The sequence below is a fragment of the Chelatococcus sp. KU-N122 genome (assembly GCF_055391085.1).
In genome coordinates this window covers 6,144,505-6,157,764 of sequence record NZ_AP043981.1, presented here as the reverse complement: position 1 = coordinate 6,157,764, position 13,260 = coordinate 6,144,505, and the positions used below count along the sequence as shown (strand labels likewise).

Annotated in this window: 13 protein-coding genes and 1 pseudogene; 6 read left to right on the top strand and 8 right to left on the bottom strand. The window is 67.6% G+C overall.

Features of this window, described 5'->3' with window-relative positions:
* Positions 1-12: 12 nt before the first annotated feature.
* Entirely contained in the window at positions 13-924 is a 912-nt protein-coding gene (locus tag ACZ5PO_RS27990) for a cell envelope integrity EipB family protein (protein WP_464185421.1), read from the bottom strand.
* A gap of 96 nt (positions 925-1,020) precedes the next feature.
* On the opposite strand from ACZ5PO_RS27990, the gene ACZ5PO_RS27985 reads away from it, so the two are divergent.
* The 4 genes from ACZ5PO_RS27985 to ACZ5PO_RS27970 all read left to right on the top strand — a co-directional run bounded on the left by ACZ5PO_RS27985 (position 1,021) and on the right by ACZ5PO_RS27970 (position 4,097).
* The gene (locus ACZ5PO_RS27985; protein WP_464185420.1) at positions 1,021-1,491 is read left to right on the top strand and encodes a RidA family protein; all 471 of its coding nucleotides are present in this window, start codon (positions 1,021-1,023) and stop codon (positions 1,489-1,491) included.
* A 3-nt stretch (positions 1,492-1,494) separates the two neighbouring features.
* On the top strand, positions 1,495-2,244 hold the full coding sequence (locus tag ACZ5PO_RS27980) for a glycerophosphodiester phosphodiesterase family protein (protein ID WP_464185418.1): 750 nt from the start codon (positions 1,495-1,497) through the stop codon (positions 2,242-2,244).
* A 99-nt stretch (positions 2,245-2,343) separates the two neighbouring features.
* The gene (locus ACZ5PO_RS27975; protein ID WP_464197068.1) at positions 2,344-3,588 is read left to right on the top strand and encodes a GNAT family N-acetyltransferase; all 1,245 of its coding nucleotides are present in this window, start codon (positions 2,344-2,346) and stop codon (positions 3,586-3,588) included.
* Positions 3,589-3,671: 83 nt separating this feature from the next.
* Positions 3,672-4,097: an HIT family protein gene (locus ACZ5PO_RS27970; RefSeq protein WP_464185416.1), complete on the top strand. Its 426-nt coding sequence runs from the start codon at positions 3,672-3,674 to the stop codon at positions 4,095-4,097.
* A gap of 255 nt (positions 4,098-4,352) precedes the next feature.
* Here ACZ5PO_RS27970 and ACZ5PO_RS27965 read toward each other — a convergent pair whose 3' ends face one another.
* The 5 genes and pseudogenes from ACZ5PO_RS27965 to ACZ5PO_RS27945 all read right to left on the bottom strand — a co-directional run bounded on the left by ACZ5PO_RS27965 (position 4,353) and on the right by ACZ5PO_RS27945 (position 9,213).
* A complete protein-coding gene (locus ACZ5PO_RS27965; RefSeq protein WP_464185415.1) occupies positions 4,353-5,339 on the bottom strand; it encodes an NAD-dependent epimerase/dehydratase family protein in 987 nt (328 codons plus the stop codon).
* A 54-nt stretch (positions 5,340-5,393) separates the two neighbouring features.
* Positions 5,394-5,603: a hypothetical protein gene (locus ACZ5PO_RS27960; RefSeq protein ID WP_464185414.1), complete on the bottom strand. Its 210-nt coding sequence runs from the start codon at positions 5,601-5,603 to the stop codon at positions 5,394-5,396.
* A 14-nt stretch (positions 5,604-5,617) separates the two neighbouring features.
* Positions 5,618-8,100: pseudogene (clpA, locus tag ACZ5PO_RS27955) on the bottom strand (ATP-dependent Clp protease ATP-binding subunit ClpA).
* Between the two features lie 20 nt (positions 8,101-8,120).
* The gene (clpS, locus tag ACZ5PO_RS27950) at positions 8,121-8,450 is read right to left on the bottom strand and encodes an ATP-dependent Clp protease adapter ClpS (protein ID WP_464197066.1); all 330 of its coding nucleotides are present in this window, start codon (positions 8,448-8,450) and stop codon (positions 8,121-8,123) included.
* Between the two features lie 376 nt (positions 8,451-8,826).
* On the bottom strand, positions 8,827-9,213 hold the full coding sequence (locus ACZ5PO_RS27945; RefSeq protein WP_464197064.1) for a phasin family protein: 387 nt from the start codon (positions 9,211-9,213) through the stop codon (positions 8,827-8,829).
* A 349-nt stretch (positions 9,214-9,562) separates the two neighbouring features.
* On the opposite strand from ACZ5PO_RS27945, the gene ACZ5PO_RS27940 reads away from it, so the two are divergent.
* Positions 9,563-11,086 carry an SPOR domain-containing protein gene (locus ACZ5PO_RS27940; protein WP_464185413.1) on the top strand — a complete coding sequence of 508 codons (1,524 nt, stop codon included), beginning with the start codon at positions 9,563-9,565 and terminating at the stop codon, positions 11,084-11,086.
* Positions 11,087-11,162: 76 nt separating this feature from the next.
* Here ACZ5PO_RS27940 and ACZ5PO_RS27935 read toward each other — a convergent pair whose 3' ends face one another.
* Complete coding sequence (locus tag ACZ5PO_RS27935) at positions 11,163-11,861, bottom strand: DnaJ domain-containing protein (RefSeq protein ID WP_464185411.1); 699 nt, start codon at positions 11,859-11,861, stop codon at positions 11,163-11,165.
* A gap of 267 nt (positions 11,862-12,128) precedes the next feature.
* Here ACZ5PO_RS27935 and panC point away from each other — a divergent pair, with 267 nt between their 5' ends.
* Positions 12,129-12,977 (top strand): pantoate--beta-alanine ligase, encoded by an 849-nt coding sequence (gene panC, locus ACZ5PO_RS27930; RefSeq protein ID WP_464185410.1) that lies wholly within the window; start codon positions 12,129-12,131, stop codon positions 12,975-12,977.
* Here the strand turns inward: panC and ACZ5PO_RS27925 are convergent, their stop codons facing one another.
* The gene (locus tag ACZ5PO_RS27925; protein ID WP_464185409.1) at positions 12,978-13,253 is read right to left on the bottom strand and encodes a hypothetical protein; all 276 of its coding nucleotides are present in this window, start codon (positions 13,251-13,253) and stop codon (positions 12,978-12,980) included.
* Positions 13,254-13,260: the final 7 nt, after the last annotated feature.

Here is a 13,260-nt window from a genome sequence, read left to right as displayed (position 1 = left end):
CTCGCCGCGTGATCAGCGCTGGCAGGTTTTCGACGCCGCCTTGAGGTCGAGGGTCTTCATGTCCCCCTTCACGACGAAATCGCCGTAGTCGAGCTTGAGCGCGCCGCTGATGCCGTTCTCGAACATATCGAACGAGATCGCATAGATCGGCGTGCGCTCGCCCTCGCCCGGCGTGAAATAGGTGATCGTCACCGGCCACCGGGCGATCTTGTCGAGGCCGGCCTTGAGCGCCGCGGGCTCGAGGCCGTCGGCGCGCCCCGGCTCGATGCGCTTGCCGATGATGGAGAGGGTGTCGAACACCTTGCGCCCGTCGTCCGATCCGTCGAACACCTTGACGGCGACGGTGCTCTGGCCGCCCTTGGCCGCCTCGATCAGGCGCTTCATGTGCTGGGAGGGAAACAGCACCTCACCCTCGACGGTCTGGCGGTCACGCTTGGGCTTCGACAGCTCGATCACCGTGTGGTCGCCATCGGCACGCTCCGCGTGCCCGTCGACGAGGCTGGCCGTGCTGGCACCCGCCTGCGTCTCCTGCCGGAACTTGAAGCCTGAGCCGTCGCCCTCCTCGAAGGTCGTGCTGCGCAGGTCGGACAGTCGCGATTCGCCTTCGCTCGGCTCCACCACGCTCACCTGCCGGAAGGACAGAGGATAGCCTTCGCAGGCGTCGCCGCCGAAATCATAGGCGATGCGGCCCCGCACGGAGATCACCGAGCGCGCCCCTTTGCTCGACGCCAGCGACAGATCGTAGACGGCCATGTGGCCGGCGAGCACGATGGGGGGTACGGGAGCGGCGGCCGGCTGCGGCGCCGTCTCGGCCCGCGCCGACCCCATGGCCAGGCCGACCGCCGCGCATGCCAGCCCAGCAATGCGCACCAGGGGCGTGGCCGGAACGACCCCACCCAGCACTCGACGCGATCCGGTCGTCATGCAATCTCCTCAGTTGCGGCGAAGGTAGAGGCCGCTTCGGCGGCTTGCAACGGGCGCGCGACAGCTTGTCCGGCCGACACATCACAGGGAGCACAAATGGGTCAAATCGAGGCGAACCTGGCCGAGCTCGGCATCCGGCTGCCGACACCGGCCGCGCCGCTTGCCAACTACGTCCCGTGCGTGCGCACCGGCGCGCTGCTCGTCGTCTCCGGTCAGCTCTGCACCGGCTTCGACGGCGCGCTCGCCGACACGCACCGCGGCAAGCTCGGGGCTGAGGTGTCATTGGAGGACGGCCAGGCGGCGGCGCGGCTTTGCGCGATCAACGTGCTGGCCCAGGTCAAGGCGTCGATCGGCGATCTCGACCAGATCGCCCGGTGCGTGCGGCTCGGCGGCTTCATCAACGCCCTGCCCAATTTCGCCGCGCTCGCCGCCGTCATGAACGGCGCCTCGGATCTGATGGTCACCGCGCTCGGTGACCGCGGCCGGCACGCCCGCTCCACCGTCGGGGTCGCCGAGCTGCCGCTCGATGCGGCCGTCGAGGTCGAAGCCATGTTCGAGATCGCCTGAGCCATGGCCGGCTGGCCGGACTGGCTCACGGCGAGGCCCGTCGCGCACCGCGGCCTGCACGGACGGCCGAGCGGCTGCGTCGAGAACACCGCCGCGGCAGCGACCGCCGCCATGGCGGGCGGCTATGGCATCGAATGCGATGTGCAGCTGACCCGGGACGGCGAGGCCGTCGTCTTCCACGACGACACGCTGGACCGCCTGTGCGATGCGCACGGCGCGGTTCGCGACCGCACCGTCGCCGAGCTCGGGCGCGTCGCCTACACGGATGCCCCGGGCGAGACCATCCCGACACTCGCGTCGTTTCTCGACACCATCGGCGGGCGGGTGCCGCTGCTGGTCGAAATCAAGAGCCGTTTCGACGGCGACCTGGCGCTGGCCCGCCGGGTTGCCGGCATCGTTGCTGCGGCCCCCGCCAACGTTGCGCTGATGTCGTTCGACGACGAGGTCGTGGCGGCCCTGCGCGAGCTGGCGCCGACGCGGCTGCGCGGCATCGTCGCGCAAGCCCATTACGGCGAGGACGAGTGGCAAGGGCTCGGCGCCGCGCGCCGGGCCTCGCTGTCCGGGCTGTCGCATCTGGAGCGGTCGCGCCCGGATTTCATCGCCTGGCGCGTCGGCGATCTGCCGTCACCCGTGACGAATGTCGCCCGTCATCTCGGCATGGCGGTTCTCACCTGGACGGTTCGGACGACCGCCGATCGCGAACGGGCCGCGCTCGGCGCCGATCAGATGATCTTCGAAGGGTTCAGGCCTTGATCCGGCCCCGCCACCCCGTGCGCCAAGACCTCGCATTGACGGAGGGCGAGCGAGGCGATGGACTATGCCCATGCAGCAGCTCACCGGACGATCCGCCTGATGGCCCTTGATGCGCCGGGGGCGGCGCCGTTCACGCCGACGGTCAAGGTGGCCACCGCGATCGAGTCGGTGCCGGCCGCGGCCTGGGACGCCTGCGCCATGCGCCCCGATGCCGCGATAGCACCACCTGCGGGATGCTCTGTCGATCTCTTAGAAGATCCGCGCAATCCATTTATATCGCACGCGTTTCTTCACGCGCTCGAAGCCTCCGGCTCGGCCACGGGCCGGACCGGCTGGGCGCCGGTCCACGTGACCGTGGAGGATGGCGCCGGCACCATCGTGGCCGCGGCCCCATGCTATCTCAAGTCCCACTCACGCGGCGAGTACGTCTTCGATCAGGGCTGGGCCGACGCCTATGAGCGGGCGGGCGGACGCTATTATCCCAAGCTCCAGGTCAGCGTGCCGTTCACGCCGGCGACCGGGCACCGCCTGCTGGTCAAGCCGGGCCCGCAGGCGGCGCCGGCGCGGACGGCACTGATCAAGGGGCTGCGGGCCCTCATGCAACAGACCGGGGCCTCGTCGACGCACGTGACCTTCCTGCCCAAGGAGGAATGGGAGGAGCTCGGCGCCGCGGGCTTCCTGCGGCGGCAGGACCAGCAATTCCATTGGCTCAACGAAGGCTACGCGAGCTTCGACGCCTTCCTGGACGCGCTGGCCTCCCGCAAGCGCAAAGCCATCCGCCGGGAGCGCCGCGACGCGGTGGCGGCCGGCATCGAGATCGAGCAGCTGACCGGCGCGGCGCTCACCGAGGCCCATTGGGATGCCTTCTTCTCGTTCTACGAGGACACCGGCTCGCGCAAATGGGGCCGGCCCTACCTGACGCGCTCGTTCTTTTCGCTGATCGGCGCCAGCATGGCGGACCAGGTGCTGCTGGTCATGGCCAAGCGCGGCGGCCGCTACATCGCCGGCGCCATCAACTTCATCGGCGCCAACGTGCTGTACGGCCGGCACTGGGGCTGCATCGAGCAGCACCCGTTCCTCCACTTCGAAGTCTGCTACTATCAGGCGATCGACTTCGCCATCACCCGCGGCCTTGCGCGGGTCGAGGCCGGAGCGCAAGGCGAGCACAAGCTGGCGCGCGGCTATCGCCCGGTGATGACCTATTCCGCCCACGACATCGCCGATCCATCGCTCAAGCGCGCCATCGCCGACTACCTGAAGCGCGAGACGAACTATGTGAACGCCGTGCACGGAGAGCTGGAGGGCATGACGCCGTTCAAGCAGGTGGACGTGGAGGAGGAGTAGCGCCCGCCATCAGGGTTGACCTGTTGCCCCGGCCTTGCAAAACCGTCAGCAATCGTGCCCACTCGGGGTGATGGGGATGCCGGATGTCAACCTACGATCCAAAGAACGTGTTTGCAGCCATCCTCAAGGGGCAGCTGCCGTGCCACCGGGTGTATGAGGACGAGCTGACGCTCGCCTTCATGGACATCATGCCGCGATCGGACGGCCATGTGCTCGTCATTCCCAAGGCGCCGTCACGCAATCTGCTGGACATCGAGCTGGAAGACCTGGCCGCCGTGGCGCGGACCGTCAAGAAGGTCGCACTCGCGGCCAAGGACACCATGAAGGCCGACGGCATCACCATCGTGCAAGCCAACGAGACGGCCGGCGGACAGGTGGTGTTCCACACGCACTTCCACGTCCTGCCGCGCTGGAACGGCGTCGAGTTGAGGCCGCCGGCCCAGGAAATGGCCAAGCCCGAGGTGCTCGCCGCGCAGGCAGAGGAATTGCGCAAGGTGCTGCAGGGCTGATCCAGGCCAATCGGGCCCAAGAGCGAACGCCGGCGGAGCCAGACGCCGGCGGCGCCGCACCGGTCCGGGTGCAATTCGGTGCTAAGACAAAGAGCTAGCGCAGCAGCTCCGATGCCCTCGAAGCCTCCGCCGCTCTAGGAGCGCTTCTTTTGCGCTTGGGTGGGGGACTCACCCAATCGCAAAAGAAACGCACCAGATTCAAAAAGTTAGGAGCATTTCTTGCCATTGGATGATCCCATCCGATGGCAAAATACTCTAGCGGTCGACCGGGTAACGGCCGCTGTCGAAGCGCTGGGCGTGATAGCCCTTGGCGCCAATGGTGCGAGCGAGCGCACTCCAATGGGAGCCGCCGCCGCGCAACTGCCCGACGATGCCGGCGAAGTCGTGTCGCGGCCGCCACCCCAGCAGGTGCCGCGCCCGTGCGTTGACGTAGACGCGGTCGATGGAGGGAAACATCTGCCATCCGCGGCCGGCATAGACCGCCTCGTAGCCTGGGACGAGCCGGCGGACGACCGACGGCGCATCGTGGCGCACCGCGGCCAGATCGCCCGGCGCGAACGGCGTGGTGGCACTGACGATGAGCCGGACGAAGCCGATGGTCCGGGCGCGCTCGATCGCCAACAGGTGAGCGCTCACCACGTCCTCCAGATCGACGCGGCGGTGGAGATACTCATTCACCTTGGCGTTGTCGGCCTCGTATCGCGCCCGCACGGCCTCGCTGTCGTCGTCCTCCGGGAAGAAGCGCGACACGCGCAAGACGAGGCAGGCCAGCCCATGCTCATGGTGGAACAGCTGGCAGAGATCCTCCGCCGCCGCCTTGGTCACGCCGTAGATGTTCTTGGGAACGGGGACGACGTCCTCGGTAATCCACGCCGCTGGCTGATCCTGGGCCGGTGTCAGCGCCCGGCCGAACACACTGGTGGTGCTGGTAAAGACGAAAGCACCGACGCAGGCCGCAACCGCCTCTTCGAGCAGGTTGAGGGTGCCGGTCAAGTTGGTGTCGATGAAGTCCTGCGCGCTGTGGGTCGCCACGTGCGGCTTGTGCAGGGTGGCTGCATGCAGCACAGCCTCGCAGCCCGCCAGCGCCCTGCGGACGAAACGGCGATCGGTGATCGAGCCGACGGCATCGGTGAAAGGCGTTGCCAGCCGGTCAAGGCCGACGACCGTGTGGTTCGCCGCGCGCAGCGACCGCACGAGCGCCTCGCCGAGGTGGCCGGCGCTGCCTGTAACGAGGACCTTCATGCGCTCCGGCGCCGGCTGGCATCAAGACCGGTGAAACCGGCCTTGACTGCGGGCTCAGGGCTCGCGGCTGTTCAAGCCCTTGGCCTGAATGGCCTTGGCCGCCGTGATCACGGCCATCGCCGGCTCCTTGAACGTATCATAGACGTAGGTGCCGCCCCACCAGAGGCCGACGAGCATAGGCGGCACCACGAGCCAGCCGACGATCTCCTCCATCCGCCGCCGCCGGCGCCGACGAAGGCGGCGCTGCTCGGTCCACGTGGTCATGCCCGAACTCCAGTTTACCCTTTGTTAAGGGGAACTTTTGGCACAGTCCGGACCGGCAATCCATCGTTGGCGCGGCCGCTTTCGCTATTTTTCGGCTTGGGCTTGGCGATCGGCTTGGGCCCTGCCGCGGCCATGACGCGCGGGCGCCGCTTGATCCGCTTCTTGGCGGCGTCGACGACGACCTTCTCGGGCTTGGGCTGGACCGGCCCTTCCGGGAATTCGAAGCCGAGCGACTCCTTGCCCGCCTCGTCCCTGGAGACGACGACCTTGACCGCGCCGCCACCCTTGAGCTTGCCGAACAACACCTCGTCGGCGAGCGGGGTCTTGATGGTGGACTGGATCAGCCGCGCCATCGGCCTGGCGCCCATGGTCTCGTCGTAGCCGTTCTCGACGAGCCATTCGCGCGCTTCGTCCGACAGCTCGATGGTCACGTTGCGGTCGGCCAGCTGCGCCTCGAGCTGGAGGACGAACTTGTCGACCACCTTCGATACCACCTCCTTCGGCAGATGGCCGAACGAGATGACAGCATCGAGCCGGTTGCGGAATTCCGGCGCGAACAGACGATTGATCGCATCGTGATCGTCGCCTTCGCGCTTCGACCGCGTGAAGCCAAAGGCCGACTTGGCGAGGTCGGCGGCCCCCGCATTGGTGGTCATGATGATGATCACGTTGCGGAAATCGACCTGCTTGCCGTTGTGGTCGGTGAGCTTGCCGTGGTCCATGACCTGCAACAGGATGTTGAACAGGTCAGGGTGCGCCTTCTCGATCTCGTCGAGGAGCAGCACGCAATGCGGGTGCTGGTCGACCCCGTCCGTCAGCAGGCCGCCCTGGTCGAAGCCGACGTAGCCCGGGGGGGCGCCGATCAGCCGCGAGACGGTGTGACGCTCCATATACTCGGACATGTCGAAGCGGATCAGCTCGACCCCCAGCGAGGCGGCGAGCTGGCGCGCCACCTCGGTCTTGCCGACGCCGGTCGGACCGGCGAACAGATAGGAGCCGATCGGCTTCTCGGCGTCACGCAGGCCGGCGCGCGCCAGCTTGATCGCCGACGACAGCGCCCGGATCGCCGTGTCCTGACCGTAGACGACGCGTTCGAGCGTCGTCTCGATGTTCTGCAGCACCTCGGCGTCGTTCTTGGAGACCGTCTTGGGGGAATGCGCGCCATCTGGGCGATGGTGGTTTCGATCTCCTTGGTGCCGATCACCTTCTTGCGACGGCTTTCCGGCACCAGCATCTGCGACGCGCCGGTCTCGTCGATCACGTCGATGGCCTTGTCCGGCAGCTTGCGGTCGTGAATGTAGCGCGACGACAGCTCCACCGCCGCCTTGATGGCGTCGTTGGTGTAGCGCAGGCGATGGAACTCCTCGAAGTAGGGCTTCAGGCCCTTGAGGATCTCGATCGAGTCCGGGATCGACGGCTCGGCGACGTCGATCTTCTGGAACCGGCGCACCAGGGCGCGGTCCTTCTCGAAGTACTGGCGATACTCCTTGTAGGTGGTCGAGCCGATGCAGCGCAGCGTGCCGGAGGCGAGCGCCGGCTTGAGCAGGTTCGAGGCATCCATGGCCCCGCCGGAGGTGGCGCCGGCACCGATGACCGTGTGGATCTCGTCGATGAACATGATCGCCTTGGGATGCGCTTCGATCTCCTTCATCACCTGCTTGAGGCGTTCCTCGAAATCGCCCCGGTAGCGGGTGCCGGCGAGCAGCGTGCCCATGTCGAGCGAGAACACGGTGGCGCCGCGCAGCACCTCCGGCACTTCGTTCGTCACGATCTTGCGGGCGAGCCCTTCGGCAATCGCCGTCTTGCCGACGCCGGGGTCGCCGACGAGCAAGGGATTGTTCTTCTGCCGCCGGCAGAGAACCTGGATCGTCCGCTGGACCTCGCTCTCGCGTCCAATCAGCGGATCGATGCGGCCTTCTTTCGCCTTTTTGTTCAAGTTGACGCAGTAAGCGTCTAGGGCGTCGCCCTTTTTCTTGCGAGGGCCGTCGCTTTCTTCGTTTTGTCCCCTGATCTCGGCCTCCTCCTCGCCGCGCGGCGAGCGCTGCTCCGACAGGCCAGGACGCTTGGCGATGCCATGGCTGATGTAGTTGACCGCATCATAGCGCGTCATGTCCTGCTCTTGCAGGAAGTACGCGGCATGGCTCTCGCGCTCCGCGAAAATCGCGACGAGCACGTTGGCGCCGGTCACCTCTTCGCGTCCCGACGATTGCACATGGATCACGGCGCGCTGGATCACGCGCTGGAAGCCGGCCGTCGGTTTCGAGTCCTCCCGGCCGTCGCTGACCAGGTTCATGAGCTCGGTATCGACGTATTCGGACAGGTTGCGCCGCAGCGAATCCATGTCGACGTTGCAGGCGCGCATGACGGCCGAGGCATCCTGATCGTCGATCAAGGCGAGCAGGAGATGCTCGAGCGTGGCGTACTCGTGCCGCCGCTCGTTGGCGAAGCCGAGCGCTCGGTGCAGGGCTTGTTCGAGGCTCCGGGAGAATGTGGGCAAAGGCTTCCCCTATCCGCGGTTTACTTCTTCTCCATCACGCATTGCAGCGGGTGCTGATGCTTTCTGGCGAAGTCCATGACCTGAGTGACCTTGGTTTCGGCCACCTCGTAAGTGAAGATGCCGCACTCGCCGACGCCGTTCTGATGAACGTGATACATAATACGCGTTGCGTCTTCGCGCGACTTGTTGAAAAACTGCTCGAGAACCTGAATGACGAATTCCATCGGCGTGTAATCGTCGTTCAGCAGCAGCACGCGATACATGCTCGGCCGCTTCGTACGCGTGCGTGTGCGCGTCAGCAGTGCCGTACCCGAGCCGTCGCCGGCGCCACTCTTGCGACGTTCCGCCATCAGTGTCGCTGGAACGCCACCCACAAGCTCTTCCGGTGATGATGTCGTCCACATCGGCGATCGTCGTCTCAACCTTCCGGGGTTAGCGCGGGTGCACACCCACGCACGAGGATCTTACACGCTAATTTAATGCCAGCGAGCATCCTTCGCCAGTGTGGCGATATGGCTATTCCGGCCGCCCATGCCAGACCCGACATCGCCGATGATCGCGTCGAGCAGGTTCGCCGCGGCACGACCAACGGTTACGCGCTGGCGTCCGCCAGGGCCGCGCCGCCGCGCCACGCGGCGACCATTCGCCGCCGAGGACGACAAAAAACCCGGCGCGAGGCCGGGTTTTCCGTCAGATCGAAAAAGCGTGTCGGTGCCGCGCCGGCAATCAGGCCGCGGCCTTGGCGACCTGGGCATTGACCGCCGCGATGTTGGCCTCGGTCACGGCCTTGGCATTGGCGAACACGCCCTCGTAGGGCTTGAAAGCCTCCTTGGCGAGGTCGGAATAGAGCTCGCTCAGCTTGGTCGACTCGGCCACCAGCGCCTCGTACGAGGTCTTGACGTACTCGGACTGGATCTCGATCGCCTTCTCGACCGAGCGGGCGCCGACGAGCTTCTCCAGCGCGGCCGTGCCTTGCTCGAAGCTGCGCTTGGAATAGTCCGCCAGCTCGGTGGCGATGGCCTGAGCTCCCTTCGACACGGAGCCGAACGACTTCAGCGCCGCATCCATCTGATCTTTGCCCAGCTTTTGGGCGGTCTCGAACTGCTGCTGCATCATGATGATCTCCTCTCGGCGCGCGAGAAGCTCATCCCCGGCGCACAAACTGGGAATCCGGGCAACGGCGCCGTCCCGGCCCGTCCGCCACGCGGTCAATTTGTGCACTGCAACATAAGTTGTCAAGTGCGGCGGCGCCAAAACAGTCAAGCGACTGCCTCGTCGGCAGGCGGGCTATCGCCGATCGCGCTTAACGCATCCGTAACTCCCCCTCCCGTAGCGTCTCAAAAGCAGCTGGACAGGTCCGCACCGCCGGCTGGTCGGCCCGAGCGATCGAGAAAGGCTGGGACTGAGGAACATGGCTTCAAGTGGTGGCGTATCGATCCATCGGCGAATTTCGGGAGCGCTGATGGTCACGCTCGGGCTGGTCGCGACGATCGCATTCACCACCCCGGCCGAAGCCCGCAAACACAAGCGCCATTACCACGGCAGGTCGCACCACCAGGTGCGCGAGGCCTATCGTCCGGCCTTCGCCGCCTACGTCGTCGACGTCAAGACCGGCCGGGCGCTCTACGCCAAGAGCGAGGACGAGATCCGCCATCCGGCTTCGATCACCAAGGTGATGACCCTCTACCTGCTGTTCGAGCAGCTGGAGAGAGGCCGCCTGGCGCTCGACAGCGACTTGCGCGTGTCGGCGAATGCCGCCTCGCAGGCGCCCTCCAAGCTCGGTGTCAGGCCGGGCGCCACGATCGACGTCGAGGACGCTATCAAGGCGGTCGTCACCCGCTCCGCCAACGACATCGCCGTCGCCATCGGCGAGAACATCGCCGGCTCGGAAGAGGCCTTCGCCCGCATGATGACCGCCAAGGCCCGGGCGCTCGGCATGGGCAGCACGGTCTACGTCAACGCCTCGGGGCTGCCGGACGAACGCCAGGTCACCACCGCGCGCGACCTGAGCATCCTCGCCCGGGCGATCCAGGATCGCTTCCCGCGCTACTACGGCTATTTCTCCACCCCCTCCTTCCGCTACGGCGGCCGCACCATCGGCAACCACAACCGCCTGATCGGCCGCATCGAAGGCGTGGATGGCATCAAGACCGGCTACACGCGGATGTCCGGCTTCAACCTGATGACCTCGGCGAAGGCCAACGGCCGGCACGTCGTCGGCATCGTGCTGGGCGGCCGCACCGGCGCCGTACGCGACCGCATCATGGCATCGCTGATCGAGGACAACATGCCGCGGGCCTACGCCGGCGCCAGGCAGACGCCGATGATCGGCGAGGGTGCCGCCCCGCCCGTGGCGATGGCCGCCGCGGCGAGCGACGCGGAGCCGGACGTGGCCGCCAAGGAGGTGGTCCGGGAGGCCCCTAAGCCAGCCCGCACCCTCGCCCCGCCGCCGCGCCGCGCCGACAACGTTCGACCGGTGGTCGCCTCGGCGAGCTCGCTGGCGACGACTACGCCGTCGGCCTTCCGCTGGGTTGCCCCGCGCCAGGAGCGTGTCGCCGAGTCCCAGGCGCTCGCCCGCCTCGCCTACGCGCCTGACACCAGGACGAAGTCCGACGCGCGCGGCGTGGGACAGCTGATCAAGGCGACGGACGACAAGTCCGCCTCGGGCCAGTCGAGCGTGGCCAAAGCCGCACCCAAGGCGGCCGAGCGGAGCGCCGAGGACGACAAGCCGCGCCGGTCGGCCGGCGGCGGCTGGGTGATCCAGCTGGGTGCGACCGAGGACCAGGGGGAAGCCGAAAAGCTGCTCGCCAGCGCCAAGGGCGCTTCGGCAGCCCTGAAGGGCGCTTCTCCCTTCACCGAGAAAGTCGTGCGCGGCAGCGCCACCCTGTACCGCGCCCGCTTCTCCGGCTTCGACCCGGACGCCGCGCAGGCCGCCTGCAAGAGCCTGAAGCGGAGCGGCTTTGCCTGCTTCGCCATCAAGAGCTGACGGTGGTGACGATGACCGCCGAAGCTGCCGACCGAGAGCATGAGCCCGTCCCTTCCCGGAACCTGCGTGTGGAGTGTTAGCGATGCCGGGCCAACAGAACATCCTTGGCTTGATTGACGCGGGCAGCGAGATAGGTCGTACCGCCGAGATCTGGATGGAGCCGCTTTATCAGCGCGCGGTGAGCGGCAGCGATCTCGTCGGCGGACGCTCCCGGAGCAAGGCCCAGGACCTCGTAGGCCTCCTGTTCCGTCATCGCGCCCGGGGGCGACTGAGCGGTCCGCGCGTCCGCGTCACCCTGAGCGTCTTTACGCCATCCGGGCGCTCGGCGGTCGAGATAAGCCTCTAGCAGCCGCGCCCCGTCGCCGTCGCTCGCCCGGCACTGCCGCAGCAGGGCGAGCAGCCCTGCCCGGTCCAGGGCATCGAGCTCCGTGCCGGCCTGCGGCCCCGCCAGCACCCGCCCGCGCAGGGCGCCGGTCGCGGCGTCGAGGTCCATCTCGATCATCGCCGAGCGCACCTTGGCAACCCGGGCCGGACCGCGCTGGAAGGGATTGGGAAGCCCGAACGGCATGCCGCCGTAGAGCCAGGCGCCGGCGCCGGCCAGCAGCGCCGCCATATCGATGCGCCCACGGAGCAGCAGCAGGCCGGCGAAGCCGAAGGCCGTCGCGCCCGCCACCTTGCGCACGGTTGCGGCCAGGACCTTGGGGTCCGACTTGGTGTAGTTCGACAGCAGCCACCAGAGCAGCGCGGCGGCGACGACGCCTGCAAGCAGCGCCATCAGCGTGCCGTCCCCGTGCCGGATGGCCGGCGGCCCACGCCCTGTCCCTGATCCTCCGCCGTCAGCTTCGCCACGATCACCTCCCCTGCGCCGCCCCGTACATGGGAGTGCCGGCCCGCCGATGGCAAGGCAGGTTTGTCGGCTCCAGCCTGGTCTGGTAGAGCGCTGCCGTACGATCGCACACGAGAATTCGGAGCGCTTCTCCGGGCGGGTGATGGCCACCCCACCAGGACGCGCTCGAGCGACGCCAATCGTCAGGAGGAGCCCATGGTCGACATCGCGCGGGTCACGACGGTCGAAGCCCTGCGCCAGGCCGTGGCAGCCTGGCGCGGCGCCGGCCAGCGGATCGCCTTGGTCCCCACCATGGGGGCTCTGCACGAGGGCCATTTGTCGCTGGTCGAGCTGGCCCGCACGCGGGCCGACCGCGTCATCGTCTCGATCTTCGTCAATCCGACGCAGTTCGCACCGAACGAGGACTTCAGCCGCTATCCGCGCGTGCTCGAACAGGATGTTGCCCAGCTTGCGGGCGCCCACGCCGACCTCGTTTACGCGCCGGCGGTCGAGGTGATGTATCCGGAGGGCTTCGCGACCACCGTCTCACTGTCCGGCCCGGCGACGGCCGGGCTGGACGACGTGGTGCGCCCGACGCACTTCGCCGGGGTCGCCACCGTCGTGTCCAAGCTCTTTATCCAGGCTGCACCCGACGTCGCCGTGTTCGGCGAAAAGGACTACCAGCAGCTCAAGGTCATCACCCGCATGGTCCGCGATCTCGACCTGCCGGTCGAGATCCTGCCGGCGCCGACTCTGCGTGAGAGCGACGGCCTCGCCCTCTCTTCGCGCAACCGCTACCTCAGCGCCGAGGAGCGGACGGTAGCGCCGGCGATCTCGCGCGTGCTGATCGAGAGCGCGCGGCGGCTGCGCGCCGGCGAAGCGGTCGCGACGGTGATCGCCGAAGGGCGGCAGACGCTGGCGGCCGAAGGCTTCGAGGTCGACTATCTGGAGGCGCGTAACGCCGACACGCTGGCACCGGCGGCAGCCCTCGCCGATGGGCCGCTGCGGCTGCTCGCGGCGGCCCGGCTCGGCCGCACGCGCCTGATCGACAACATGGCCGTCTGATCAGCGGGCATAGCCGGCGCTGAAGCTCGCCCGCCCGCCGATGCGCACCTCGGTATCGCCGAAGCGCATGGTACCCGTATCGCGTCCGGCACCGAGCCGTGGATCCAGCCGGTCGCTGGGCAACGTCGGCGGCGGGCAGTTCTTGAGAGGCTTGCCGCGCTCCGGCTTGGTCCCGGGCACCTTGCACGGCTCGGTCGCAGCCACCGGCGTCGCCGCAATGCCCAGCAGCAGGCTTCCCACTAGCAGCATGCCGCTCGCCGCGCGTACGTTCGCCATGGACACC

What these genes read in the sequence shown, in the direction of transcription:
- ACZ5PO_RS27990 (WP_464185421.1), bottom strand. Translation starts at nt 924, where the DNA reads ATGACGACCGGATCGCGTCGAGTGCTGGGTGGGGTCGTTCCGGCCACG.
- ACZ5PO_RS27985 (WP_464185420.1), top strand. Translation starts at nt 1,021, where the DNA reads ATGGGTCAAATCGAGGCGAACCTGGCCGAGCTCGGCATCCGGCTGCCG.
- ACZ5PO_RS27980 (WP_464185418.1), top strand. Translation starts at nt 1,495, where the DNA reads ATGGCCGGCTGGCCGGACTGGCTCACGGCGAGGCCCGTCGCGCACCGC.
- ACZ5PO_RS27975 (WP_464197068.1), top strand. Translation starts at nt 2,344, where the DNA reads ATGGCCCTTGATGCGCCGGGGGCGGCGCCGTTCACGCCGACGGTCAAG.
- ACZ5PO_RS27970 (WP_464185416.1), top strand. Translation starts at nt 3,672, where the DNA reads ATGTCAACCTACGATCCAAAGAACGTGTTTGCAGCCATCCTCAAGGGG.
- ACZ5PO_RS27965 (WP_464185415.1), bottom strand. Translation starts at nt 5,339, where the DNA reads ATGAAGGTCCTCGTTACAGGCAGCGCCGGCCACCTCGGCGAGGCGCTC.
- ACZ5PO_RS27960 (WP_464185414.1), bottom strand. Translation starts at nt 5,603, where the DNA reads ATGACCACGTGGACCGAGCAGCGCCGCCTTCGTCGGCGCCGGCGGCGG.
- clpS (WP_464197066.1), bottom strand. Translation starts at nt 8,450, where the DNA reads ATGGCGGAACGTCGCAAGAGTGGCGCCGGCGACGGCTCGGGTACGGCA.
- ACZ5PO_RS27945 (WP_464197064.1), bottom strand. Translation starts at nt 9,213, where the DNA reads ATGCAGCAGCAGTTCGAGACCGCCCAAAAGCTGGGCAAAGATCAGATG.
- ACZ5PO_RS27940 (WP_464185413.1), top strand. Translation starts at nt 9,563, where the DNA reads ATGGTCACGCTCGGGCTGGTCGCGACGATCGCATTCACCACCCCGGCC.
- ACZ5PO_RS27935 (WP_464185411.1), bottom strand. Translation starts at nt 11,861, where the DNA reads ATGGCGCTGCTTGCAGGCGTCGTCGCCGCCGCGCTGCTCTGGTGGCTG.
- panC (WP_464185410.1), top strand. Translation starts at nt 12,129, where the DNA reads ATGGTCGACATCGCGCGGGTCACGACGGTCGAAGCCCTGCGCCAGGCC.
- ACZ5PO_RS27925 (WP_464185409.1), bottom strand. Translation starts at nt 13,253, where the DNA reads ATGGCGAACGTACGCGCGGCGAGCGGCATGCTGCTAGTGGGAAGCCTG.